At 33.2% G+C, this 25,067-nt stretch carries 25 protein-coding genes and 1 pseudogene; 20 read left to right on the forward strand and 6 right to left on the reverse strand.

Features of this window, described 5'->3' with window-relative positions; genetic code table 11:
• Nucleotides 1-153: 153 nt before the first annotated feature.
• The 5 genes and pseudogenes from M1D73_RS11585 (at nucleotide 154) to M1D73_RS11605 (ending at nucleotide 5,631) form a co-directional block, all read left to right on the forward strand.
• Nucleotides 154-921, forward strand: coding sequence for an ABC transporter ATP-binding protein (locus M1D73_RS11585; protein ID WP_481158021.1), 768 nt, complete (start codon nucleotides 154-156; stop codon nucleotides 919-921).
• Between the two features lie 11 nt (nucleotides 922-932).
• Nucleotides 933-2,813 carry an FtsX-like permease family protein gene (locus M1D73_RS11590; protein WP_000897855.1) on the forward strand — a complete coding sequence of 627 codons (1,881 nt, stop codon included), beginning with the start codon at nucleotides 933-935 and terminating at the stop codon, nucleotides 2,811-2,813.
• 206 nt (nucleotides 2,814-3,019) lie between these two features.
• Nucleotides 3,020-3,738 (forward strand): annotated as a pseudogene (locus tag M1D73_RS11595) (MFS transporter); the annotation flags it as partial.
• Complete coding sequence (locus M1D73_RS11600) at nucleotides 3,738-4,628, forward strand: ABC transporter permease subunit (RefSeq protein WP_000583165.1); 891 nt, start codon at nucleotides 3,738-3,740, stop codon at nucleotides 4,626-4,628. The pseudogene M1D73_RS11595 and the gene M1D73_RS11600, both read left to right, overlap by 1 nt.
• 1 nt (nucleotide 4,629) lies before the next feature.
• Nucleotides 4,630-5,631 (forward strand): ABC transporter permease subunit, encoded by a 1,002-nt coding sequence (locus M1D73_RS11605; RefSeq protein ID WP_000267877.1) that lies wholly within the window; start codon nucleotides 4,630-4,632, stop codon nucleotides 5,629-5,631.
• 44 nt (nucleotides 5,632-5,675) lie between these two features.
• On the opposite strand, the gene M1D73_RS11610 is transcribed toward M1D73_RS11605, so the two are convergent.
• On the reverse strand, nucleotides 5,676-7,376 hold the full coding sequence (locus tag M1D73_RS11610) for a pyruvate oxidase (protein ID WP_000467256.1): 1,701 nt from the start codon (nucleotides 7,374-7,376) through the stop codon (nucleotides 5,676-5,678).
• 136 nt (nucleotides 7,377-7,512) lie between these two features.
• A complete protein-coding gene (locus M1D73_RS11615) occupies nucleotides 7,513-8,250 on the reverse strand; it encodes a ZIP family metal transporter (RefSeq protein ID WP_000440626.1) in 738 nt (245 codons plus the stop codon).
• 154 nt (nucleotides 8,251-8,404) lie between these two features.
• Here M1D73_RS11615 and M1D73_RS11620 point away from each other — a divergent pair, with 154 nt between their 5' ends.
• Nucleotides 8,405-9,271: an MBL fold metallo-hydrolase gene (locus M1D73_RS11620; protein ID WP_001186119.1), complete on the forward strand. Its 867-nt coding sequence runs from the start codon at nucleotides 8,405-8,407 to the stop codon at nucleotides 9,269-9,271.
• A 164-nt stretch (nucleotides 9,272-9,435) separates the two neighbouring features.
• On the opposite strand, the gene M1D73_RS11625 is transcribed toward M1D73_RS11620, so the two are convergent.
• Together M1D73_RS11625 and M1D73_RS11630 are read right to left on the reverse strand one after the other, a co-directional pair.
• A complete protein-coding gene (locus M1D73_RS11625) occupies nucleotides 9,436-10,389 on the reverse strand; it encodes a nucleoside hydrolase (RefSeq protein ID WP_002195488.1) in 954 nt (317 codons plus the stop codon).
• A 21-nt stretch (nucleotides 10,390-10,410) separates the two neighbouring features.
• Nucleotides 10,411-11,013 (reverse strand): DUF2441 domain-containing protein, encoded by a 603-nt coding sequence (locus tag M1D73_RS11630; protein WP_001005956.1) that lies wholly within the window; start codon nucleotides 11,011-11,013, stop codon nucleotides 10,411-10,413.
• A gap of 212 nt (nucleotides 11,014-11,225) precedes the next feature.
• On the opposite strand from M1D73_RS11630, the gene M1D73_RS11635 reads away from it, so the two are divergent.
• From M1D73_RS11635 to M1D73_RS11670, 8 genes are all read left to right on the forward strand, one after another.
• On the forward strand, nucleotides 11,226-11,711 hold the full coding sequence (locus M1D73_RS11635) for a DUF2798 domain-containing protein (protein ID WP_001143404.1): 486 nt from the start codon (nucleotides 11,226-11,228) through the stop codon (nucleotides 11,709-11,711).
• A 169-nt stretch (nucleotides 11,712-11,880) separates the two neighbouring features.
• Nucleotides 11,881-12,306: a DMT family transporter gene (locus M1D73_RS11640; protein ID WP_000676258.1), complete on the forward strand. Its 426-nt coding sequence runs from the start codon at nucleotides 11,881-11,883 to the stop codon at nucleotides 12,304-12,306.
• 19 nt (nucleotides 12,307-12,325) lie between these two features.
• Entirely contained in the window at nucleotides 12,326-13,021 is a 696-nt protein-coding gene (locus M1D73_RS11645; protein ID WP_000431608.1) for a Crp/Fnr family transcriptional regulator, read from the forward strand.
• 16 nt (nucleotides 13,022-13,037) lie between these two features.
• Entirely contained in the window at nucleotides 13,038-13,508 is a 471-nt protein-coding gene (locus tag M1D73_RS11650; RefSeq protein WP_481158022.1) for a DMT family transporter, read from the forward strand.
• 81 nt (nucleotides 13,509-13,589) lie between these two features.
• Nucleotides 13,590-14,483: an alpha/beta fold hydrolase gene (locus M1D73_RS11655; RefSeq protein ID WP_001072679.1), complete on the forward strand. Its 894-nt coding sequence runs from the start codon at nucleotides 13,590-13,592 to the stop codon at nucleotides 14,481-14,483.
• Between the two features lie 411 nt (nucleotides 14,484-14,894).
• Entirely contained in the window at nucleotides 14,895-15,353 is a 459-nt protein-coding gene (locus tag M1D73_RS11660; RefSeq protein ID WP_000384572.1) for an NUDIX hydrolase, read from the forward strand.
• 702 nt (nucleotides 15,354-16,055) lie between these two features.
• On the forward strand, nucleotides 16,056-16,463 hold the full coding sequence (locus M1D73_RS11665; protein ID WP_000431735.1) for a GNAT family N-acetyltransferase: 408 nt from the start codon (nucleotides 16,056-16,058) through the stop codon (nucleotides 16,461-16,463).
• Nucleotides 16,464-16,580: 117 nt separating this feature from the next.
• On the forward strand, nucleotides 16,581-17,234 hold the full coding sequence (locus M1D73_RS11670; RefSeq protein WP_000401476.1) for an MBL fold metallo-hydrolase: 654 nt from the start codon (nucleotides 16,581-16,583) through the stop codon (nucleotides 17,232-17,234).
• A 97-nt stretch (nucleotides 17,235-17,331) separates the two neighbouring features.
• Here the strand turns inward: M1D73_RS11670 and M1D73_RS11675 are convergent, their stop codons facing one another.
• Nucleotides 17,332-17,955: a TetR/AcrR family transcriptional regulator gene (locus M1D73_RS11675; RefSeq protein ID WP_000435995.1), complete on the reverse strand. Its 624-nt coding sequence runs from the start codon at nucleotides 17,953-17,955 to the stop codon at nucleotides 17,332-17,334.
• A 121-nt stretch (nucleotides 17,956-18,076) separates the two neighbouring features.
• On the opposite strand from M1D73_RS11675, the gene M1D73_RS11680 reads away from it, so the two are divergent.
• Nucleotides 18,077-20,308: an MMPL family transporter gene (locus tag M1D73_RS11680; RefSeq protein WP_000716592.1), complete on the forward strand. Its 2,232-nt coding sequence runs from the start codon at nucleotides 18,077-18,079 to the stop codon at nucleotides 20,306-20,308.
• Between the two features lie 47 nt (nucleotides 20,309-20,355).
• Here M1D73_RS11680 and M1D73_RS11685 read toward each other — a convergent pair whose 3' ends face one another.
• On the reverse strand, nucleotides 20,356-20,538 hold the full coding sequence (locus M1D73_RS11685) for a DUF4021 domain-containing protein (RefSeq protein ID WP_086402011.1): 183 nt from the start codon (nucleotides 20,536-20,538) through the stop codon (nucleotides 20,356-20,358).
• A gap of 241 nt (nucleotides 20,539-20,779) precedes the next feature.
• Between M1D73_RS11685 and tnpA the strand changes: the two genes are divergently transcribed.
• The 5 genes from tnpA (at nucleotide 20,780) to M1D73_RS11710 (ending at nucleotide 25,032) form a co-directional block, all read left to right on the forward strand.
• On the forward strand, nucleotides 20,780-21,181 hold the full coding sequence (tnpA, locus tag M1D73_RS11690) for an IS200/IS605 family transposase (RefSeq protein ID WP_000606465.1): 402 nt from the start codon (nucleotides 20,780-20,782) through the stop codon (nucleotides 21,179-21,181).
• A gap of 5 nt (nucleotides 21,182-21,186) precedes the next feature.
• The gene (locus M1D73_RS11695) at nucleotides 21,187-22,266 is read left to right on the forward strand and encodes an RNA-guided endonuclease TnpB family protein (RefSeq protein ID WP_086402010.1); all 1,080 of its coding nucleotides are present in this window, start codon (nucleotides 21,187-21,189) and stop codon (nucleotides 22,264-22,266) included.
• Between the two features lie 277 nt (nucleotides 22,267-22,543).
• On the forward strand, nucleotides 22,544-23,194 hold the full coding sequence (catA, locus tag M1D73_RS11700; RefSeq protein WP_086402009.1) for a type A chloramphenicol O-acetyltransferase: 651 nt from the start codon (nucleotides 22,544-22,546) through the stop codon (nucleotides 23,192-23,194).
• 331 nt (nucleotides 23,195-23,525) lie between these two features.
• Complete coding sequence (locus tag M1D73_RS11705; RefSeq protein WP_000668808.1) at nucleotides 23,526-24,050, forward strand: GNAT family N-acetyltransferase; 525 nt, start codon at nucleotides 23,526-23,528, stop codon at nucleotides 24,048-24,050.
• 37 nt (nucleotides 24,051-24,087) lie between these two features.
• Nucleotides 24,088-25,032 carry a GNAT family N-acetyltransferase gene (locus M1D73_RS11710; protein WP_121868318.1) on the forward strand — a complete coding sequence of 315 codons (945 nt, stop codon included), beginning with the start codon at nucleotides 24,088-24,090 and terminating at the stop codon, nucleotides 25,030-25,032.
• The last annotated feature ends 35 nt before the right edge of the window (nucleotides 25,033-25,067 follow it).

Raw genomic sequence — 25,067 nt, forward strand, 5'->3', positions numbered from 1 at the left:
AGAAAAATGAGAATATGAAGTAGGAAATAGGTTCATGTTACAGGTGTAACTCTTATTGAATGAATAATTAAAAAAATCTTAAGGATTTACATGACAAAATAATAAGAAATATGTGAGAAATTAATTTTATACAAAAGGGATGGAGTGAAAGAGATGTCAACAAATGTAGTTACTGTAGAAAGTGTAGAAAAAACGTATGGAAAAAGAAATGAGAATCAGTCAAAAGCATTAAGGGGTGTATCGTTAAGTATTAAAGAAGGAGAATTTGTCGGGATTATGGGTCCTTCTGGGTCTGGAAAAACGACTTTACTTAATGTGATAAGTACACTTGACCAAGCGACAGGTGGTAGTGTGACGATAGCTGGTACAAATATTACTTCTATGAAGGGCAATGCGTTATCTGATTTTCGCTCTCAAAAATTAGGTTTCATTTTTCAAGATTTTAATCTACTAGAAAACTTATCAATTTATGAAAATATAGCTTTACCACTTTCTCTGCAAGGCGTACCATCAAGTGAGATTACTGGAAAGGTAAATGACGTTGCGAAGAAATTAGGAATTACTGAAATTTTAACAAAATATCCAACTGCTGTTTCTGGTGGACAAAAGCAAAGAACAGCGGCGGCAAGAGCTTTAGTACATAATCCAGCAATTGTATTAGCAGATGAACCGACAGGTGCGCTTGATAGTAAAAACGCAAAAAGTTTATTAGAAGCAATGCAAGATTTACATGGAAATCACAATGTAAGTATTTTGATGGTTACACATGATGCATTTAGTGCAAGTTATTGTGAGCGTATTTTATTTATTCAAGATGGTCTTCTTTATAAAGAATTAAATCGTCAAGGCACTAGAGAGAATTTCTATCAAGACATTTTAGGTGTGCTCGCTCATATGGGCTCAGCTGCTGAGTCTAAGTAGGGGGCGAAACTATGTTATTTAAATTATCACGTCATAGTATGAAAAAAATGTTAAAAGATTATATGGTTTTACTTATTGGCCTCGTTATTAGCATTAGTATTTTCTATATGTTCCAAACGATGGCGATGAATAGCGAATTTACGAAAGATAATAGCCTAATTAGTAGTATTAGACTCGTCTTTTGGGTAGGTGCAATACTATTATCTTTCATTACTGTATTTTATATTATATATGCCAACTCTTTCTTACTCACGTTAAGAAGAAAAGAACTCGGTATGTACATGATGCTTGGTGCAAAAAAGAAAAAAGTAGCACAGTTATTATTTATTGAAACATTCGGTATGGGTATTGTCAGTATTATTATCGGTATTTTAGTAGGGATGTTACTTGCAAGTGTAGCAGGAAATTTTTTAATGAATGGAATGGAAATTTCAGCAAAAGGTAGTTATGCATCTGTATACACACCAGCAATTTTAGTTACAGCTATTTTCTTCTTAATACTATTTTTCATTACTGGCTTAATGAACAGTGTCCGATTGTTACGTAAAACTGAACTAGAGTTAATTCGTGAAGATGAAACACTAGATGAAGTAAAGAAAAGTAAAACTCGCATTATTATAATGACAGTACTTGGTGTATTACTAGTAAGTATAGGGTACTATTTTATGATCAATGTAAAAATATATGCTGAATTAGGTTTTATTATAGCAACCATCGTTACAACACTTGGAACATATTTTATCTTTAGTTCATTACTCCCATTTTTTGTGATGAAAATTAAGGGGAATAAAAAACGAAATGAAACTGGTCTAAATAGTTTCACATATGCACAGCTACGCTTTCGAGTAAATAGTTTATCGAGAGTATTAGGTACTGTAGCGATGTTAATTGCATTAGGCGCAGGTGCGATGACGGCAGGTATGGCTTTCCAAAAAAATGTAGGTATTATGACAGACTTTTCTCGTGTATATGATGTTGTAATTCATGATCCGAATGATCAAGACAAAGCTGCCTTAAAAGAAATGGAAATTGTTGAAGAAAGCAAGTACAAATATAAAGTAGATGGAGAAGCGGTTTATTATTTACGTAACGACTTAACTGCGAAACCACCACTTGTTTCAGACCATTTTGATACAAAAACGTTAAAAGAGCCTGTTCGTAAACGTGTGACTGAACCTTTAACAGAACCTGTATATTCAGCTTTAGAGGCTCCTGAATTAGCAAAATTCCCTCGTATGCCAAAGGATTGGGAAGACGCAGTTGTAAGAGAGATACAAATTACGCATAATCAATTTAACGGAAAACCAGTAAGAATTGCAGACGAAGAGCATTATAAAGGAATTCAAGGAACAGAACACACTGTAACATTAGCAAAAGTAGATGATATGAAAAAATATAAACCGTTATTGATCGAAATAGACAAGAGACAAAAAGCACAAATTGAAAAAGCAACAGGTAAAAAGGTAGACTTATTTACGAAAATGACAATTTATCAGTTTATGAACAGCTTCATGAGCGGAACAATGTTTATGGGATTTTTCCTCGGAATTGCCTTTTTAGCAATGATGGCAAGTTCCCTTATGTTCAAAATATTAACAGGTGCTTCTCGCGACGTACGCCGTTATGAAATGTTACGAAAAATTGGTGTGAGACGCAGTATGTTAACGAAAAGTATATATAAAGAAATTTCATATTTATTTATCTTCCCAGCAATCATTGGCATTTCTCACGTTTTAGTAGGGCTTAACTTATTCAGCTTTATATTAGTTGACCCGTTTGTAAAAGTGTGGGTGCCAATTGGGATATTCTTAGTCATTTATTTCATCTATTACTGGATAACTGTTCAACTTTATAAAGGTATGGTAATGCCGAAAGAAGAGATAGCTAAATAGTTTATCCCGCTATTTGCCAGGCAGCCCGATTGGTGAGGGCTGATTAAAGTTTTATTTTATGAAAAGAGTCCTTGTTTTGAAAATAGGGGCTCTTTTTTATGTTTTTTATAAAGAAGGAAAAGATTGGATAATGGTCGAAAAATATAATGTAACTTCCAAGAAATGACTAAAATAATACTATTTTGTCGAGAGGAAGGATACGAAGTATGAAAGAAATGCTACAGTTATTTCGCAACAAAGTGTATGCACGTTTTTTCTAGCAAATATTTTAGAGCGACTCGGTTCTATGATTGCTGGAATTTCTTTAATGTTTTACTTGTTAGATCAATACGGAAAACAACCAGTTTACGCAACGATGACAAAAATTATGATTGCATTACCTGCATTAATCTTTTTTCTATTAGTAGGGACAGTAGTGGATCGATTTGATAGACAACGTATTTGTACAGTAAGTAACATATGTTGTTCGCTCTGTAATATTGGAATCCTAATTTCGCTTTATTACGGGATGATTATACTTGTCTTTATATTTTTATTTTTGGAAAATGCATGTATACAATTTTTCTCTCCATCAGAACAATCGATGATACAGGGAGTAGTTGAATCAGACCAATATGGTGCAGCAGCGGGTATTAATCAAATGGTAAATAGTTTGTATGCTTTGTTTGGTGTAGGAATTGCAACGATGGTGTACTGAACTTTTGGAATTTACGGGAGCATTTTAGTAAATACGCTCACTTTTATTATGAGTGGTATTTTGATTCAAACAATCTCCATTCCAGAAAAAGTTTGTTTACCAAATGGTAGAACAAAATGGAAAGAAGTTAATTTGAAGATGTTAATAACAGAGTTTAAAGAAGGGATTAGGTATATATACCTAAATGAAACTTTTAAAAAATTACTTTTGGGATTTATCGTGTTTGGTTGATTATTTTTTGTTACGTGTTTATTCCAAGCTATTTTACTAAGTGGTGTGGGATTACTTGTTTACAATTATTCGCTACAATTCTATGTATAATCTGTTTAGGTGCGCTCCCTCGATTATTTAAGGGATTACAAATTGATTTAATTGGTTTTTGGAACACGATTGTGTTTATTGGAGGAAAGTTACTCCAACCTTGGGAAATTACATATGGATTTCGAGATTCGAGGAAATTATTTCCGCAAATATGGATTCATTATTTAGAGACAATGTTTGTATTTATTTCGGCATTTTTACTGTCATTACTTATTGCGTATGTTCTCGTTGTGTGGGTATTACAACGGTCTCAATCAAAGCAACGAATGTGGAATGGGATTTTTGTCGTACTTGAAAGCATCCCAGATATTTTAATAATTTTATTATCGCAACTTCTAGTCGTAATAATCTTTCAAAAGACAGGCTTTATGCCAGTAAAACTAGCGGGGATTGGGGAGGAAAGGGCTCGCCTATTGCCAATAATATGTCTAACTTTGCCTACAACACTATTATTTATTAAGCTACTACTATTACGTTTCAGAGAAGAATTAGAGAAAGATTATAGTATATTTGCTAAAAGTAAAGGGCTTAGTTTACGACATATTTTAACAAATCATATTTCAAGAAATGTTTTGTTAACAACAATCTATTATGCAAAAACAAATATTTTATTTATGTTATCAAATTTATATATTATTGAATGGATATTTAATACGTACGGTATGTTTGTTTTTGTAAAAGAAAATTCGAAATTAGAAATATTTACAGTAAGTTTAATTATATTATACGTACCGCTTTTTATACTATTTCGTTTATTACATACGTTTTTACAAAATGTAATAAAGGAGCGTGTTTAGCATGTGGCAAGTTGTAAAAAGAGATGTGAGATTTTGGTTTGGTGTTACTTTTTTAAGCGTACTTATGATTGTTAGTATTGGAAATACTTTATTTTTCGATGGGAATATCCGTGAACTTACGATGATGTATAACGAAAAAGGAGAACTAGAGGCTGCTCCATTTTCACCGTCGAATAAATTTTGGTTCGGTAGTGATGAGAAAGGACGCGATCTTTTCCAGCTAATAATAGAAGGAGCGAAATGGACAGTTGGTGCGAGCGTAATTATAGCGATTCTACGAGTTATAGTTGGAGGAGGTATTGGTTTGCTTCTTGGTATGTATAGCAAACGTTCTTTTCCAGTTATAGCATCTTTTTTTGATCCGTTCAGCATTGTACCTATGGTTATGATTTCTTTTTTTGTGTTAAAGGAAGTTTTAGTGTTTGAAAATGGGACAGTACCAGAGCCGTTTCATTTAAGGGTAATATTTCAAATGGTTATCCTTACATGTTTAGCGGTACCAACAATTATGTTATATACAGCGCAGGAAGTCCGTCGGATAAAAAGAGAAGAATTTATGATGGCAGCAACTGTGCTTGGGGGCAGTAAATGGCATAGAGTGAAAAATCACGTATGGCCACACGTATTACCATCATTTTTTTTACTTGTTGCTCAACAATTTGTGAGTACTTTATTACTTCTCTTGCATCTTGGCTTGTTAGAGTTATTTTTTGGCGGAACAATTATCTTTGGTACAGAGGCAGATAGTGTAACAAAAGAATGGACCGGCCTAATTGGTCAAAACTTCCGTCATTTAACTACTCATACATGGATTGTACTTATACCGATTGCTTTTTATAGTATGACAATTTTAGCTGGAAATCTAATTAGTAATAGCATGCAAGATGCGATTAAGTTAGGAAATGTGAGAAAGCTAGAGAGGGAAAGTAAAGAATTACAAGTAGAGAAACAAGTACAACTAACTATGGATGACTTTTCTTTTTATAGAGAGATACAAAAATAAAAAAGATAGCTGAAGACAAATTGTTTTCAGCTATCTTTTTTCGCTTAAAGTGGTGGTAAATCAATCTTACCTTCTTCAAATAATTCTTTTATCATATGTTTCGTATAACCAGCGGCTTGACCAAATGTGATTTTTGCTGGCATTGGTGCTTCGTTAGCATCTACAACTACATCAATAATACATGGTTTATTTTGTTTTACTGCATTTTGGAAAGCGGGAAGTAGTTCATCTAAATTCTCAACACGGTATCCAATACCTCCACACGCCTCTGCATATTTTGCAAAATCAGGGTTCGTTAAGTCTGTTTCGAATTCGATATTACCCATAACTTCTTGCTCGAATTTAATCATCGCAATTTTATTATTGTTTAATACGACGACAACGATTGGTAATTTATATTTTACAGCTGTTACGAAGTCATTCATCGTCATTCCAAATCCGCCATCACCACAAACTGCAAATACTTGTTTATCCGGGAATGCAATTTTTCCAGCAAGAGCACCAGGTAAACCGCAACCAAGTGTTGCGAGCCAGCTAGAAATGACAAATTGCTGGTTTGTCATACGGAAGTGTCTTGCGGTCCATACTGTTACATTTCCGACATCGACTGATAGAATTGCGTCATCATGTGCTACTTGCTGCAGAGCATGCATAACGCGTTGTGGTTTAATTGGAATGGAAGAGTCTTCTTCTTGATCGTGTAATTTTTCTTCCCACTTTTTCATCATTTCTTGGTGATGTTCTAAGAAGGAATGGTCTGTGTGTTCTTCAACATTTTCAATTAACCATCGTAATGTTTTATCAGCATCACCAGCTAAACCAATATCTGTCGCATAACGTTTCCCGATTTGGGCAGGATCTGTATCGATATGAATTGTTTTTGCTTTTTCAGGTAAGAAGCCGGTGAACGGATAAGAAGTACCGACCATAATTAAAGTATCTGCATGCTTCATTACTTCATAAGAAGGTTTCGTGCCAATCAATCCTAATCCACCAATACAAAGAGGGTGTTCATCAGGAATAATTCCTTTAGCTGGCAATGTAAGTACGATTGGAGCACCAATATGTTCTGCCAATGCAAGTAAAGATTCTCTCGCATGTTTCGTACCTTTTCCAGCTAAAATAACAGGCTTTTTCGCTTCATTAATTGCGAGTTTTGCAGCATCTAAATCTTCTTCTTGAGGAAATAAATCAGGTAATGTAAAGGAAGTATTTGTAACTCGAGCACCACTTTTTACTTCGAATTTCGGAACATCATCAGGAATTGTAAGAACAGAGACCCCTTTTTTCGTATAAGCCATTCGAATCGCTTGATTCACGACAGCAGGTAGCTGTTCTGCTGACATAATACGCTGGTTATAAACCGCAACATCATCAAACATTCTTTCTAAATTTACTTCTTGGAAAAAGTCCGTTCCAAGTAAATCGGTTTCTACTTGACCTGAAATTGCTAGAACAGGGGCTTTATCGAGTTTCGCATCATATAAACCATTTAATAAATGAATAGCACCAGGTCCTGCAATTGCCATACAAACGCCAAGTTTTCCTGTTAATTTTGCATAGGCAGCCGCTGCTAATGCACCAGCTTCTTCATGGCGAACTTGAATGAATTTAATTTTATCTTGTTTTTTTCTTAAAGCTTCAATGATAGAATTGATGGAATCTCCAGGCATACCGTATATGTGTTCTACTCCCCAGTCAATTAATAAATCAACTAATGCTTCACTGGCTGTTTTCCCAAACATAAGTGTTCCTCCTTATAATAGGTAGATAACATTATGTTTTGGATAAAAAGGAAAAATATACAAATAAGAAAATTTATCTGGTTATTTGTAATCTAAGAATCAGTGTGGGAGGAACAAAAGTTTTACTTTAGCAACTTTAATGATGACCAGCGAATAAAGTGAACACTGTTATTAGTAAAAAACCACTAGTCGCCCACATTAGAAATGTAAGGAAAGAGAGCTGTTTCTTAGCTTTCCAAAGCATTTCATGAATTGTGACATATCCAAGTGAACCAATAGCACTTCCCATAATGAGCCCTTGCAGGTGAAGAGCTTTTCCTTCCATCAAAATGCCAAAAACTGTGCCAGTACCGAGAATAAGCGAAAGTAATAAAGTCGTTAATAAAAAGGAAATATATTTATGTTTTGTAAAAAGAAATGGAATAATTAAAGCTAATCCTTCTGGAATATGGTGAACGACAATTGCTATTAAAAAGGGAATGGCAGAGTCATTATGATTTATAAAAGCTGTACCTAACGCAAATCCACTAGGTATATTATGAATAAATATAGCGAAAGAGAGAAAAAGGAAGGTTTGCCATGCTTGTTGATCTTTTTTATGTATCATTGGATGGTGACAATAGTTATCTAATAAGCTCATAACTAAAATACCGATGGCTATACCAAGTATAGGCCCAATCATTTCGTAGCTTGAAAATGTTTCAGGAATAATTTCAAGGGATAAAAGCCCAAGTAAAATTCCGCCACATAATGCGTATAAACGATGCATCTTTTCTTCAATGAGTTGGCGTGTTGCTACTCCAACAGCACCGCCTAATAGTAATCCACCAAATGAAAAAAACGTAACAATCATTGGAATCCATAATCGTTCCATAGTATCACACTCCGATTCTTCCACTTATTTTTAGCTTACGAAAAGGAAAGTTAGAATAGTCCAAGTAATTGTGTTTGAGTATAGAGAAAAAAGTAGTGATTCGTTATAATCTATATATTAAACTTAAGTGAGGAAATGAAAAGAGGAATTGGTTATGCAACAAATTAAAAAAATAGGAAACTCATTTTGGTATATGACACCTGTTTCTGAAACAGATAGACCTATCTTAGGAATGGTCGTTGGACAAGAAAAAACGTTAATGATTGATGCAGGGAATTCAGAAGAACATGCACAATTATTTTTAGAAATGTTAAAAGAACAAAATGTATCGAATCCAGATTTCGTAGCACTAACCCATTGGCATTGGGATCATATTTTTGGATTGCCTGTACTACAAGATGCATTGTCTATTGCACATTCTGAAACGAAAAAAGAGATGCGTACACTTGTTTCTTATGAATGGACAGATGAAGCTTTGGACGCACGCGTAAAAGAGGGTACTGAAATTGCATTTTGTGCGGATTGCATAAAAAAAGAGTTTGAAGAAAAAGCGAGAAATATTAACATTATTCCTCCGACCTTAACGTTCCAGAATCAAATGGAATTAGATCTTGGTGAAGTGACATGCGTGTTAAAACATGTGGGCGGAGATCATGCACATGATTCAGTTGTTATTTACGTGAAAGAAGAAAAGATATTATTTTTAGGAGACTGTATATATGCAGATATTTTTTCTTCGAAGTGGAACTATACGACGAAAAGAACGTTTGCATTAATAGATGAATTAGAAAAATTTGATGCTGAGACATATATTCTTTCTCATGGGGAAGCGATAAATCGAGAGGAGTTTTTACAAGAGATTCGCATGTTAAAAGCAGTAGGAACTTATACAGAAGCTCATAAGGGCGATGAAGAGAAGATAAAGGCAGCGTATAAACAAGAACTAGATAGAGAATTAAATGAAGATGAGTTAGAAACAATAACTTATTTTGTCAATGGTTATGAAATGAATAATCAATAAGACACTACATTAATCCAATATAATTAAATTGCACAAAAAGAGTATTGAAATTTAATTCAATACTCTTTTCAATAGTTAAATATGTAGTTTCAACTAAATTCTAAATATAGGGGTTCATCGTCTGAAGTGATTTTATTCTATTTATTTTTCGTATAGATAGTGGTTCAAGTAGAAGCTTTCTTTGCTAATTCAGTAATATATTCAAAGAATACATCACGTTTTACATCATAAACGACATTTACAGGTCGTCCATCAGCAGTTTCCTCTGTACGTCCTTGGCTTGGTCCGTATGTATGAACGATACTATTAATTGTTTCAGTTTTTGCAAGGTTAGTGTTTCCGACAAGCGCGGTAGTTAGTACATCCCATAAATAGTAGGTAGAGTTCGTTGAGAAGTGAACGAGAGGGGGAACCATTGCATAGCATTGACCAAGGAAATCCATACCAATATACTTTCGTTCTTTTGCCCATTGTTCCCGTATGTCTATAGTTAACGGAACTTGGTTTGTACTTTCTAGTGTCACTAAGTCGATTTTAATTTTTGCATCCCATACACGAGCCACTGCTTCAGGGTCCCAAAACGAATTCCACTCAGCTGTTCCATCATGCTCTGGTTCATGTACATTGCCTGCTGTAAGAAATGTACCACCCATCCAAACGAGACGTTCAATTTTATCTTCTATGATGGGAGTTTCATATAATGCACGAGCAAGGTCAGTTAGGGGCCCGGTAAATAATAAAGTTGTTTTTCCTTCCGTTTGTAGAAGTGTTTCTATTAAATGGTGATGTGCAGGCTTTGCCACCACGGGTGTTACAACTTTTCCAGACTCATTTAAAATTGGTAGAGCATCTACATAAAATGCATGCATCCGCCAGTCTTTTGGAAACGGGTTTTGCCCGCGAGAGTTTGAAGCGGCTACTGCAATATTACCTTTGCCGAAGCGATCAATAATTTTACGACTTGCAGACATTGCGGGTTCTAAATAGCAGTCTGCTGGGATAACAGATACACCGGTAAGTTCAACGTTTTCCATTTGAAGTAATAAAAATAATGAAATTAAATCATCTACGCCGCCATCATGATTGAAGTACACTTTTTTCTTCATTGTAATCTCCATCCTATATGATTTAGTTAGAAATTAAATATGAATTGAGGAGAAGTCATCAATAATTTCCACCACTTCAATTTCTCCATTAATCAGTAGCTCAGGAAGTTCATTTCTAATATTTCCTTTCCAATACTTTCTAGCTTGTTCGATTTTTTGAGAAAAAGGAATACCATCTTCTTTTGGTAAAAGATTCCCGTCACCTTCAAAAGAACTTCCGATTACTCGTAGTTTAACAATCTGTAAAACTTCTCGATTGTAAGAATCAAATAATGCTTTCCATTTTAAAGCATCTTCATAGCTTTTTGCAGCGTATAAACAAGATAACCTGGAAGGATATTCAGGGAATTCTTGTAGTCTAACCATTTCTACAATGGTTTCTCTAGCTGCTCTAATTGTTTGATCCATATAACTTATAACTACTTTAGCATTTTCATTATTTATATGTAATTCGTCATTTTTATAGTGATTATTTAAAATTTGTATGCCATCTTCACCATTAGCATTTAATTGTTCTCTTTCAAAAAAGAAGTGATATAGAGTATTGTGTTGATTTTTGTTAAAAGGAATCATTTGTCCGATATGCATTTTTTTCCTTGTTACGATGTGATATGCGTAAAATTCTGTTTCATTCATGGTTATCCTCCTAGTAATAATGTAATGCAATGTTAAATTTAGTAATTCAACATTGAAATATATAAAACCTTTATAAGTAAAAGTGAGAATTTGAGTTGAAAGTAAAGAAAATACATGAAAACGTTTTAAATTTGTTCACAAAATGTTCACTTACGAAGGGGGTTCCAATGTCGATATAATGACAAAGACTCAAAGAGAGAGGATGATGAAATTTGCCAACAACAAGAAAAGAAAACCTCCAATTTGGCATGATGATGTGCCTTGGAATGGTTATCGTAATGACGTTTTACAATTTACTAATGAATGAAACAGGAGGACCAATTTATATTAAAGAGATTGCATTAGAACTATTAATTGGCTTTATTATTGCGCTATTAATTGAAATAAGTATAGTTGGACCTTGTGCGAAAAAAATTGTATTCATGTTGCCATTTGATAAATCTAAGAAAATAAATATTATCGTTGCGATGGCGACAACTATGGTAATCGGAATGGTGTTCTTTATGTCATTTTTCGGTATGGCTATGATGCATTTACATGGTGGACTACAAGGAGCTTCATTTGTTTCAATTTATTTTTCGATTTTTATTAAAAATTTCATAATGGCATATCCATTACAATTAATTATTATGGGACCGCTTGTACGTTTCTTATTTGCAAAGTTTGTTATGAAAAAGAAATCTTTTAATGTAGCGTAATTCTCATTTATAAAACACTATATATAAATAAAAAACACATCTCGCATTTTTGAGGTGTGTTTTTTTTTCATTCCAAGTTATTTTCATAGTGATGTGACATTTGTCCTTTTGTCATTATAGGATGATGGTTTTTAATTAAGTCAGAAATAAAGGATGAGGAGATGATTTTTTGAAAGGTATTCTATTTGCTGTTTTTGCGGGGATATTTATAACACTTCAAGGAACCTTTAATGCGAAACTTAGTTCACATATCGGTATATGGTCGACGAGTATTATAACCCATTTAATTGGATTCATTATTGCAACAACTGTATTTTTGTTAAAGAAAGAAGAGAAAGTAACGGATTTAAAGAGTGTAAAAAAAATATATTTAGTAGCGGGTGCATTTGGTGGATTCATTATTTGCGCAGAAACTATGGCGATATATTCACTAGGAGTTACATTGACAGCTGGCACACTAATGGTTGCTCAATTGTTAACGGCAACAGTTATTGAAATGAAAGGACTGTTTCATATAAAAAAGATACAGATGGAGAGATATCATATTGTGGGAACAATAGTAATGATTATAGGTATTGTTGTATTTAATATGTAAATGAAAGGAGGAAATGAATATGGAGAATAGATCAAGTTTAATTACGCATTATTTGAAAATCAATAAAACGCTCGAGGTTTTTTCAGAAATAGATACAGCATATTTTCAATTAAATCACTTTGAAAAAGGCGAGCTTATTTGCAATATAGATGACGAAATGGATCGTTTATATTTTGTTGTTAAAGGGAAAGTAAAAGTTTATACGATTACACCTGAAGGGAAGAAACTAATTCTTCGCTTTATCAATCCATTGGCCATTGTTGGTGATATTGAACTAATTCAAAATAGCAAAGCACATAATGTCGTTGAAGCTTGTTCAGATGTTGTAGCAATTTCTATTTCTAATACGGTTATTAGAAACAAGTTATTACATGATCCTATATTTATGAAGTTCTTGCTTGAAAACATTGCGAACACGTTAAAAATATCGACTCGTTTTACTGCTCTTAATTTACTGTATCCTGTAGAAGTACGTGTAGCTAGTTATTTACTTTCAATTTCAACAGATAGTAACGGGAATATGTATAAAGGGGATTTGGATGCAACTTCGGTAACGAGTATTGCAGATTTTATAGGGGTAAGTTATAGGCACGTAATACGGGTATTACAAAAATTTTATAATGAAAAATTAATTGAAAAGAGTAATGGAGTTATTGTAATTAAAGATTTTTCTAGAATGAAGGAAGTCGCTAAAGATAATATATATGAGCAATGAAAGGGAGAGGAAGATTTTGATTGGATTTAGTTTAGCTATATTAGCAGGAATATTAATTAGCGTACAATCTGTTTTTAATGCAAAAGTAAATGAAAATGTAGGACAGTGGTTAACAACTACATGTGTCCTTGGAATAGGTCTCATTAGTTCTATTCTATTTTATATCATTACAGAAAACAGTATTAACATTAAAGTGTATACTACAAATTATTTGTTTTATGTAAGTGGGTTGTTTGGTATCGGGTTAATTATTTGTATAATGGGTGCAATAAAGAGTTTAGGCCCAGCATATACGGTGCTAATTAGTCTTATTACTCAATTGATCGTTGCGTTATGCATTGATACATTTGGATTATTTGGAATGGAGAGCATTCCATTACAAATAAATAAATTAATTGGTATAGGTTTATTAATTGTGGGAGTAGGAATTTTTAAAAATCTATTTTTGAATAATAAAGCTATTCATATAAATGAGGATAGTGTCTAAAGAATATAAAGGGAAAAAGTGTAAATAGTCAGAACTTATACATTTAGATAGTAATAAGTGAGCGATGAGGAGAGAGGATAAATGAATCAGTTAATGTTGCAAGATGGTATACACTATTTGAAAATCAATGGGATTATGCATTGGTGTAAAGTTGCAGGGACAGCTCATAATACAGTTCCTCTTATTATAGTACATGGTGGTCCAGGTGGTAATCATTATGTATTCGAAAGAACGCTTGGTTTGAAGTTAGAAGGAAAAATGACTGTAGTTTATTACGAACAAAGAGGTTGCGGACGAAGTGAGGCACCACAAGATGACGGTGAGTACTCAATCAATACTCTAGTCGAAGATTTAGAGGAATTAAGAAAGCAATTACATGTAGAGAAGATAAATTTGTTAGGATATTCTTTTGGTGGACAACTTTGTTTAGAGTATGCTTTGAAATATCCAAAAAATGTTGAACAAATGGTATTACAAGCACCATCGTTAGATGATTTTAATGATATGTATACTGTGCAGATAGAAGGTTTTCTACAAGTAACGAAAGGGGAAATGAAAGAACAAATATTGATAATAAGTAAGTCAGAAATTCCTTTAAAAGAAAGGTATAATCAAGTTTGGAGTATAGTTGATACAAAAGCTGTAGATCGACTATTGTTTAAAAATGAAGAATTTGCAAAGCTAAATAGAAGGTTTTGGGAGGAAAGTCAGTTAAGTAATACAGGGAAGATGAGCAAAGTTATTTTTGGAACAAAAGCATCTTTACCGCTTATTGAGCGTATTAAAGGTTTAGAAATTGATACGTGTGTCATAGTTGGAGCGCATGACTATAACACGGGTGTAGGAATGAGTTATAGAATAACGAGACAATTGAAAAATGGTAAACTTGTTATATTTGAAAATAGTGGACATTTCCCAGATATCGAGGAGATGGATAAAGTCTGTGAAACGATTATTGAGTTTTTGGAACAATAGGGAGGATCGATAGTATTTCGGAAAATCCTCACGCTAAGAGCATACGAAATTTTATACAGTTTTTCGGTTAATCCAATAACAAACGAGATCCATAAAATGGAAGCAGAATAGAAATTTATAAAAAATGCATAGATCTCTAGAATAAAAAGAAGGAATTCTTATGAGAGTAAGGGTTCTTCCTTGTCCTTGCTACCAATAATGAGACGTTATGTTAACCAGTCATGAATAAGTATTCATCCCTATTTTCATTGTTTATAAGTGTAATTGCTAATGGTACAATCAAGATGATATAGGAATATCGTCCTGATTGTGTTTTATGGAAAAGCATTTCTAATAATCAGTACTGCAATGGGACAAAATAACTTTCTATGAATTTATATTGAATATAAATTCATATTGGAGCTGAAACATATGGATTATATAAGTTATTTAAGAAATATGGTTGGACATGAAAAAGTAATTATGGTGGTCGCAGGTTGTTTTGTGTTGAACAAAAAGAATGAAGTACTTCTGCAATTACGATCTGATAATGGGAAGTGGGGACACCCTGGCGGTTTTATGGAATTTGGCGAGACAGTTGAAGATACAGCAAGAAGAGAAGTGTTTGAAGAAACTGGTTTAAAATTAGGAAAACTTGAATTTTTTAATGTGTATTCTGGAAAAAAATACGAAAAAACGCTATCTAACGGTGATCAAGTTGCCTTAGTGAAATTGACTTATATTTGTAAAGATTTTCATGGAACATTACATACTGATAATGAAGAAAGCTTGCAACTAAAATTTTTCTCCCTAGATAACTTGCCTGAACTATGGCAAAATCAACAAGAAGTTTTGGACGATTTATTAAAGTTTATGAAAATAAAAAACTAATTACCCATCTTTTTTTGATATTATTTTACTGCCTATAACGATAATTAGGTAAATAAGCTTTCCTTATGGGCAGCTTATTGTAATTTTTTATTTGGGTTGTTTTTCTTCAAAAATGCATTGGATTTTCATAGAAAATTGTGGTGTGATGAAAATTTTAGCTAGATGGTTATGGACCGGTACCCCATAATAAAAAACAGGAATATTTCGTACATATCAAATATGTTCCTGCCTGTGGTTTTATTAAGATTAACATCTATGACTTAAAAATAAATTTATTGATTTTGAAGTTATGTTTTAAGAAGTGGTTTTAGGCAACGAGAATATAACCGAAAATAAAATATTACTAAACGTATATAACTAATGAATACAATGTCTTTTTCGGTTATTATGTTGTAAATAATTTTATGATAAAATCTTTTACATAATGAAATAAAGGGGTAGTATTCTATGGGTTATTTCTCAAATGGTTTATTAGTTTTGTTTGTGCTAATCGTATGCAGTTGTATATTTTTTGGTTAATAATATAATGAGAGTCTTATATAAAAGAAGTTATCTTAAGTGAGGTAACTTCTTTTTATTTTATATTGAGAAGGAATTCTATCTTTCTTATTGAAGTTTGTTCTAGTTATTTTTACATCGATCAGATTTGTGTAAAGGGAATTTTATGAAATATAAACAAGCCAGAGAATAGGGAGTATTTACATGGAAAATAGTATACGCTACACAAGTGAACATCCTACAGATTTTAATGGATTATTATCCTTATACGAATCTTTAGGATGGAATTCTCTTAAATTAACGGTTAACGAGTTAGAACGAATGTGTAAGCAAAGTTGGTATGCAATTTATGTTTTTGATGATAAGAGGTTAGTAGGGATGGGGCGAGTCATATCAGATGGAGTCATAACAGGCATTATTTGTGGAGTTGGTGTATTGCCAAAATATCAGTCTAGTGGCATCGGAAAAGAAATAGTGAAACGATTAATCCAACACTGTGAACAAAACAAGGTTATTCCACAACTTATGTGTGTAGAAAAATTGCAATCTTACTATGAATCTATAGGGTTTGAAGCATTCTCTATTGGGATGACAAAACATATTATAAGATAGAGGTGCTTTATCCCGCTATTTGCCGAGTAGTAAAAGCCCCACGGATTAAAGTTTCACTTTATATTTTCAGTTTACTCGTACATATTTTCAAACTTCAACATAAAGGAGAATGGCTGTATGGAGATTGCTAAAGGGATAGAAATGTTACAACTTGAATTTCAAGAATTTGTTATTCATCCAATTCTTTTATGGGATGATGAAATGGCAGTATTAATAGATACGGGTTTCCCAGGACAAATTGAAGATATACAAGTAGAGATGGAAAAGGTTGGGGTATCATTTGATAAGTTAAAAGTCGTGATTTTGACGCATCAGGATATTGATCATATAGGTAGTCTTCCGGAGTTGTTGCAGCGCTGTCGAAGTAATATTAAAGTTTATGCGCACGAACTAGATAAGCCATATATCGAGGGGGATTTACCTTTATTGAAGGACGGAAATGTAGAGAACCGACCAAAAGGAAAAGTGAGTGATACTATGATTGACGGGCAAGAACTTCCGTATTGCGGTGGAATACTAATTCTTCATACTCCAGGGCATACCCCGGGTCATATTAGTTTATATTTGAAACAAAGTAAAATTCTTGTTGCAGGAGACTCTATGTATAGTGTGAATGGGATGTTAGGAGGAATTCACGCCCCAACAACTATAAATATTAAGGAAGCACAGCAGTCTTTGAAGAAGTATTTAAATCTAGATATTGAATCTGTAGTTTGTTACCATGGGGGATTAAGTAAGGGGAATATAAAGATTCAACTTCAAAATTTATAAAAGTCGAAGATAATAATTTTTAGATAATGGATGCTAAATTATAAAAAAACATGTTTGAAAAAAATTCAAACATGCTTTTTTATTAAAGGAAATCTGTTTAATATGAATGACCTAATCCGTTCCAATAAAAAGAAACGATTTCTTGTGCTAATTCATCTATATTTGCAAGAATAGGATTGTGATTTTCATCTTTAAAATTCCCAATAGATAATAAAGATACGAAAGCATGAGCCGCAAATTTAGCGTTCCCTTTCGGAATTTCTCCGATGTGCATAGCATTATCGAGTGCTTTTTCTAGTACTTCATACATATTATCTTCAGCATTTTTTAATTGTTTCAATTGTTCTTCAGATAACGACAGTTTTGCATCTTTCATAAAATTTTTCATATCAATATCCATCGTTGCGTGTAAGTAAACTTTAGCGAAGTCTAATAATCTTTCTTCTAAAGTTTTGTTTGTAGAGAGTATTTGAGACATATTCTCACGTATACGTACCATCATTTCGATCATAGTAGCGGTAAATAAATCGGCTTTTGTTGAATAGTAATAGTAGACAGTTGCTTTCGTAACACCACAAACTTTTGCGACCTCATCCATAGAAACGACTTGATAATTTTGTGTAAGAAATAAGCGGGTTGCTACTTCTAAAATGTTTTCTTTTGTAGATTTTGTATTTTTATTTTGACGCGGCCTTCCGATAGGACGTTGTTTTTGTTCCAAATACATTCGCTCCTGACATTTATGATTGAGATAATTATAACATAATTTTCAATCATTCTTGATTAATTAACCGACCAGTATATATAATTAATAATGGAGGAAAAAAGGAAGGTGGGTTTTTATGAAAAAGCACCCGTTACATATGTTAGGGAGGCTTGTAGCAGGGAGAAATACGCAGTGGATCACTTTATCGGTGTGGGTTCTTATTACATTATTACTTTCATTTACGTTACCACAAGTAAACAGTACGAAAGAACCGAATCCGAAAAATTTACCTGAAACAGCTATGTCACAGCAAGCGGAAGCGCTTATGAAAAAAGAGTTTCCGAATAATGCAGGGAATCCTTTGTTAGTAGTATGGTATAGAGATGGTGGATTACAGTCACAGGATTATAAACTCATACAAGATGTTTATAAAGAGTTAAAATCTGGTCCTTTAAAAGAACAATCAACGTTACCACCATTTGATACAATTCCAGAGCAAGTATTATCAAAAAGTGCGTCAAAAGATGGTACATCATTTGTTACACCGGTATTTTTTAATAAATCTGCTGGTACGGATATATTAAAAGGAAATCTTGAAGAGTTTAGAAAAATAGTGAATAGTAAGGTGGATGAAGATCCATTTAAACAAAAAATAAGTGAATCTGGTTTACATGTTCGATTATCAGGACCTGTAGGTATTCAAACGGATGCAGTTAGTTTATTTAGTCAAGCAGATGTGAAATTGTTAGTGGCTACTGTACTACTAGTGTTAGTTTTGTTAATTTTACTGTATCGTTCACCAATTTTAGCGATTTTACCTATACTTGTTGTTGGCTTTGCATACGGTATTATTAGTCCTACACTCGGTTTTTTAGCTGATCACGGATGGATTAAAGTAGATGCCCAAGCGATATCAATTATGACAGTATTATTGTTTGGCGCTGGAACGGACTATTGTCTATTTTTAATTTCGAGATATAGAGAGTACTTGTTAGAAGAAGAAAGTAAATATAAAGCATTGCAACTTGCGATTAAAGCATCTGGCGGTGCAATAATAATGAGTGCGTTAACTGTTGTACTTGGATTAGGAACATTACTACTTGCTCATTATGGTGCCTTTCATCGATTTGCAGTACCATTTAGTGTTGCTGTATTTATAATGGGAATCGCGGCTTTAACAATTTTACCAGCACTATTATTAATTTTCGGTAGAATTGCATTTTTCCCGTTTATACCGAGAACAACTTCAATGAATGAGGAGTTTGCAAGAAAGAAAAAGAGGGCTGTAAAAGTTAAAAAATCAAAAGGCTCCTTTAGTAAAAAACTTGGAGATATTGTAGTACGAAGACCATGGACAATAATTATGCTAACTGTATTTGTATTAGGCGGATTGGCTTCATTCGTACCACGTATTCAATACACATATGACTTATTAGAGTCGTTTCCAAAGGATATGCCTTCTCGTGAAGGGTTTACGTTAATTAGTGATCATTTCTCAGCTGGTGAACTAGCACCAATAAAAGTTGTTGTTGATACGAAAGGAAAAGAGCTTCCTATTAAACAAGAACTAGAGAAACTTTCTTTCGTAAATACAGTGAAAGAGCCAAAAGAGGGAAAAGAAATTAAGCAAATAAAAATGTATGAAGTTTCTTTAGCAGAAAATCCATACTCAATTGAAGCGTTAAATCAAATCCCTAAATTGAAAAACAGTGTGGAAAAAGTATTAAAAGATGCTGGAATTAGTAAAGCTAAAGAACAATTATGGATTGGTGGGGAAACAGCTTCATTATATGATACAAAGCAAATTACGGAACGTGATGAATCAATAATTATCCCAGTAATGATTAGCATTATCGCTTTACTATTACTTGTCTACTTACGATCGGTTGTTGCAATGGTTTATTTAATTGTAACTGTTGTCTTATCATTCTTCTCAGCGTTAGGAGCAGGATGGATATTACTTCATTACGGTATGGGAGCGCCGGCCATTCAAGGTGCGATACCGTTGTACGCATTTGTATTTTTAGTTGCTTTAGGTGAAGATTATAATATCTTTATGGTTTCAGAAATATGGAAAAACAGAAAGACACAAAATCACTTGGATGCAGTAAAAAATGGTGTAATACAAACAGGTAGTGTTATTACATCGGCAGGTTTAATTTTAGCAGGAACTTTTGCTGTGTTAGGTACACTTCCAATTCAAGTATTAGTTCAATTTGGTATTGTAACTGCAATTGGCGTATTACTAGATACGTTTATCGTAAGACCGTTACTTGTACCCGCAATTACAGTTGTGTTAGGCCGATTTGCTTTTTGGCCAGGTAAACTTTCAAGAAAGAGTGAAGAAATACAAAAGGTGGATGCATAGTTAAAAAAGCCAAGGATATTTTCCTTGGCTTTTTTAAATGTAGTTAATTAATTTTTTGAAGTTAAATCATCAGCTGCAGAGTGATCAGCATCTTCAATTGTTGTTTCGGGCATTCCGTATAAGCCGTTCATTGCTTGTTCTTCGATAGTAAGATTTGCAGTATTATTATTTTGAATAGATGTAGTGTTTTCAGTAACATTTTCTTTTTTATTTATACTTTTGTCATTCATGTATGTATCCTCCAAATTTCATTTGATTTATCTATAGTATGTGGATGGATTTCCAGAAATATGTGAATTGATTCTTACAGCCCTTTCCGAACGGGAAAGCCCATCGCCTTTAGGCATGGGATGAAAGTGAGGTTGGATACGGAGTACCACTAAAAATCGCTAAGTTTGTGGTACTTTAAGTATCCAAAATATTGGTATCTTTTGTGGTGTAGTTTAAAAGTAAAACTGATACAATGTGAATATGATAAATGATTATAGAAGAACCAAAACAACTGTGTCATTAATTAACTACCATTTTGTGTTTTGCCCGCGATACAGAAGAAAAATTTTTCTTAACACAAAAGTAGAAGAACGTTTCAAAGAGTTGGTTCAAGAAATATGCGGAGAAATGGATGTTGCTATTGTCGCAATGGAATGCGACAAAGACCACGTTCACTTGTTCTTAAATACACTACCAACACTTAGTCCTGCTGACACAATGGCGAAAATTAAAGGAGTGACATCGAAGCGTTTGAGAGGAGAGTTTCCTCATCTTCAACACTTGCCAAGTCTATGGACACGTTCCTATTTTGTTTCTACTGCTGGAAATGTATCGACTGAGACAATTAAACAGTATGTTGAAAATCAAAAGACGAGGGGGTGAAAATTGTGTCACAAACAATCACAGTCAAAGTTAAATTGCTTCCAACAAAAGAACAAATTCAGTTATTGGAACAAAGTAGCTATGAGTATATCAAAGTCATTAATACACTTGTATCTGAAATGGCTGAAGCGAAGAAGAGCACTAAGAAAAGTACAAAAGATGTTGAAGCGAATCTTCCAAGCGCAGTGAAGAACCAAGCAATTAAAGACGCTAAAAGTGTGTTTTCTACAAAGGTGAAAAAAAGTAAATACAAAGTTATTCCGATTCTAAAGAGACCTGTTTGTGTATGGAACAATCAAAACTATTCGTTTGACTTCACGCACATTTCAGTTCCACTCATGGTAAATGGAAAATCAACTCGCTTAAAGGTTCGTGCTTTATTAACTGATAAATATAATCGCAATTTTAATTTGTTAACACACAAGTTAGGTACACTTCGTATCACGAAGAAATCTAATAAGTGGATTGCTCAAATATCTGTCACAATTCCTACAAATGAAAAAACAGGAACGAAGATTTTAGGGGTAGATTTAGGTCTTAAAGTCCCTGCGGTAGCCATCACAGACGATGAGAAAGTTCGTTTCTTCGGCAATGGTAGACAAAACAAATATATGAAACGTAAGTTTCGTAGTGTTCGTAAGAAGTTAGGTGAAAATAAGAAATTAAATGCCATTCGACAACTTGATGATAAAGAACAAAGATGGATGCAAGACCAAGACCACAAAGTAAGTCGTGAAATCATTGACTTTGCAACTGATAATAACATTTCTGTTATTCGTTTAGAACAACTAACGAATATTAGACAGACGGCAAGAACAAGCCGTAAAAACGAGAAAAATCTACACACTTGGTCATTCTATCGTTTAGCACAATTCATTGAATACAAAGCGAATTTAGTTGGTATTAAGGTAGAATATGTGAACCCTGCTTATACAAGTCAAACATGTCCGAAATGTTCTGAAAAGAACAAAGCACCAGACAGAAAATACAAGTGCCGATGTGGATTTGAGAAACATCGTGATATTGTTGGGGCGATGAATATTCGCTACGCAACTGTGATTGATGGTCACAGTCAATCAGCCTAAGATGCTATACGCACTGTCTTAGGAGGGGCAATGAGATGCCCTCATCTTGAAGTCTGTTCAAAACAGAAATGGACTGCGAACGTTTAGTCATTCAAGAATCCCACCCGTCAATCCGTAAGGATTAGGGCTTGCGACTTTAGTCGTGGGAGTCTCAAATATGTTATATAATTAAATGAATAATTAGGGTGAGTTGTAAACTGTTAGGAGTGAACAATTATGGTGAAAGCAAGGGAATTAGCCTTCTAAAATAAAAAGAAAATTTTAGGAGGCTATTAGAATGAAGTTTCATGTAATTGATAGAGAAGATTGGAATAGAGAGCAGTATTTTGAGTATTATTTAAAGTTGAAATGTACATTTAGTATGACTGTGAATGTTGATATCACGATGTTATTAGGGGAAGTATATCAAAAGGGAATAAAATTTTATCCCGTTTTTATATATTTAATTTCTAGAGTAGTAAATAATTATAAAAAATTTCGAACATGTTTTAACGATGAAGGAGTTTTAGGCTATTGGGAGGAAATGATACCGAGTTATACAATTTTTCATAAAGATGATAAGTCTTTTTCAAGTATATGGACGGATTATTCAAGTGATTTCCGCACTTTCTATAATAATTATGAAGACGATATGAGATGCTATGCTAATGTTCATGGTCTTTTCACGAAAGAAAATATTCCGCCTAATGTATTTCCGATTTCTAGCATACCTTGGACTAGTTTTACTGGATTTAATCTTAATATTAATAATGATGAAAATTTTCTATTGCCAATTATAACTTGTGGGAAATATTTTAACGAAGGAAACAAGGTTATGCTACCAGTTTCATTGCAAGTACATCATTCGGTTTGTGATGGATATGATGCGAGTCAATTTATAGAAGATTTACAGCAGTTAAGTAATACTTGCAACGAGTGGCTTAAGTAATATCTAATTTTTAATTATATAAAGTGAAACTTTAATCAGTGGGGTGTCAGCCCCCGCTGATTATTAGCCCGACCCCCACCTAACTTCTTTGCTTTCGCTGAATTTTGAGGTGGGGGTCTTACTGCCCGGCAAATAGCGGGATAAAATTGAAAATGAATAAAAGAAGAGAACATGTTTATATTACATGGTCTCTTTTTATTATTCATTAATACTAAGTAATCGTGGAAAATATAGGGTGATTTGTAGTTTAATAGTAAAGAGGGTGATTAGTGTTAATTTTCTTTGTTTTTAAAAAATTAAGGATATAAATGTTTTAATAGGGGGTAATAAAGTGAAATTCATAAGCATTGAAAAAGATGAGATCCTAATTGGGAATATGGAAAATTTGTATTGTAAGGTATTTGAGAAAACAAATTTCAATGAAATGATCGAGCGAATGAATAGGCATATAGAATATACAGGTTTTAAAGGTATAGTAGCAATAAATGATGAAAATGAAGTAGTTGGTTTTACTTATGGTTATCGCTCAATCGAGGGACAGTACTATAATCAATTAATGAGAGAAGCGTTACATCTAGAGCAAGTAGACGAATGGTTACAAGATTGTTTTGAATTTGTAGAGTTAGCAGTCCACCCACAATATCAAAATGAAGGTCTTGGAACGAAATTACATAATGAATTACTAGAAGGGATTCCAAATAGAACGAGTGTTTTAACAACACAAATAAACAATGAAAAAGCACGTTCGTTATATGAAAGATTAGATTGGGTAAATGTATTAGAACCATTTCATCCAAGTAAAAATGATGTTCCATATGTAATAATGGGAAAAGCATTAAAAACAAAAGTGAATTGATAATTATGCCATTCACAAAAATGGTTGGTTTGTAATAATGAAGGGGAAAACGAAAATGACGAAAATATCTATAGAAAAAGCTACAATTTTAGATGCTGAGAAATTAACAGAAATAATGAAAAGAACATTTGATGCAGAAGCAAAACAATGGCTATACGGCCAAGATGATGTCATTGATTATAACATTCAACCGCCAGGATATTCTTCAGTTGAAATGATGGAATATTCCATTGAAGAATTGGATTCTTTCAAAGTTGTAATGGATAAAGAAATAATCGGAGGGATAATAGTTACGATTTCTGGTAAGTCGTACGGTCGAATTGATCGTATTTTTGTAGATCCTGTTTATCAAGGAAAAGGAATTGGATCACATGTTATGAAATTAATAGAAAAGGAATATCCGAACATAAAGATTTGGGATCTCGAAACATCTAGTAGACAAATTAACAATCATCACTTTTATAAAAAGATGGGTTACCAAATGATTTTTGAATCGGAAGATGAGTATTGTTACGTGAAAAGAATAAAAACAAGCTCAAACAAAGCCAGTGTAGTTACAAATAAAGATATGAAAAATAGTCAATACGAAAACTGTAATTTAGCAAATAAAGAGTATTATCAAGTGAATTTAAAAAACAGTTCATTTGTTGGTAGCAATATAATGAATATGAATATGAGTAATTGTAATGTAAGTCAATCCAAGTTTAGAAATATAAATTTTAGAAGGTCATCATATGCAGATTTAAATCTTTCTGGCAGTAAATTTAATTTGGTGACTTTAGGTGGAGTGCGATTTAAAAATACAAGTCTCGGAGATGAGAAGGAACCTATTGTATTCGATAAATGTGATTTGGAATGTAGCACTATAAGTAATAGTAATCTGAAAAATATTGAAATAGAAAATTGTGATATAGTCGGCATGAAACTAAATGGTATTTTAATTGAAAATTTGCTTGATTTATATAACAAGGTGAAAAGTTAACCAAATCCATATCCATATAGTCTTTAATCTTTTTG

The sequence above is a fragment of the Bacillus sp. PK3-067 genome (genome assembly GCF_056738645.1).

Bases quoted from the DNA above. Each gene is read 5' to 3' on its own strand.
- M1D73_RS11620 (WP_001186119.1), top strand. From the start codon at position 8,405: ATGCAACAAATTAAAAAAATAGGAAACTCATTTTGGTATATGACACCT.
- M1D73_RS11590 (WP_000897855.1), top strand. From the start codon at position 933: ATGTTATTTAAATTATCACGTCATAGTATGAAAAAAATGTTAAAAGAT.
- M1D73_RS11605 (WP_000267877.1), top strand. From the start codon at position 4,630: ATGTGGCAAGTTGTAAAAAGAGATGTGAGATTTTGGTTTGGTGTTACT.
- M1D73_RS11645 (WP_000431608.1), top strand. From the start codon at position 12,326: ATGGAGAATAGATCAAGTTTAATTACGCATTATTTGAAAATCAATAAA.
- catA (WP_086402009.1), top strand. From the start codon at position 22,544: ATGAAGTTTCATGTAATTGATAGAGAAGATTGGAATAGAGAGCAGTAT.
- M1D73_RS11710 (WP_121868318.1), top strand. From the start codon at position 24,088: ATGAAGGGGAAAACGAAAATGACGAAAATATCTATAGAAAAAGCTACA.
- M1D73_RS11655 (WP_001072679.1), top strand. From the start codon at position 13,590: ATGAATCAGTTAATGTTGCAAGATGGTATACACTATTTGAAAATCAAT.
- M1D73_RS11630 (WP_001005956.1), bottom strand. From the start codon at position 11,013: ATGAATGAAACAGAATTTTACGCATATCACATCGTAACAAGGAAAAAA.
- tnpA (WP_000606465.1), top strand. From the start codon at position 20,780: ATGATAAATGATTATAGAAGAACCAAAACAACTGTGTCATTAATTAAC.
- M1D73_RS11610 (WP_000467256.1), bottom strand. From the start codon at position 7,376: ATGTTTGGGAAAACAGCCAGTGAAGCATTAGTTGATTTATTAATTGAC.
- M1D73_RS11625 (WP_002195488.1), bottom strand. From the start codon at position 10,389: ATGGAGATTACAATGAAGAAAAAAGTGTACTTCAATCATGATGGCGGC.
- M1D73_RS11685 (WP_086402011.1), bottom strand. From the start codon at position 20,538: ATGAATGACAAAAGTATAAATAAAAAAGAAAATGTTACTGAAAACACT.
- M1D73_RS11660 (WP_000384572.1), top strand. From the start codon at position 14,895: ATGGATTATATAAGTTATTTAAGAAATATGGTTGGACATGAAAAAGTA.
- M1D73_RS11665 (WP_000431735.1), top strand. From the start codon at position 16,056: ATGGAAAATAGTATACGCTACACAAGTGAACATCCTACAGATTTTAAT.
- M1D73_RS11615 (WP_000440626.1), bottom strand. From the start codon at position 8,250: ATGGAACGATTATGGATTCCAATGATTGTTACGTTTTTTTCATTTGGT.
- M1D73_RS11585 (WP_481158021.1), top strand. From the start codon at position 154: ATGTCAACAAATGTAGTTACTGTAGAAAGTGTAGAAAAAACGTATGGA.
- M1D73_RS11680 (WP_000716592.1), top strand. From the start codon at position 18,077: ATGAAAAAGCACCCGTTACATATGTTAGGGAGGCTTGTAGCAGGGAGA.
- M1D73_RS11670 (WP_000401476.1), top strand. From the start codon at position 16,581: ATGGAGATTGCTAAAGGGATAGAAATGTTACAACTTGAATTTCAAGAA.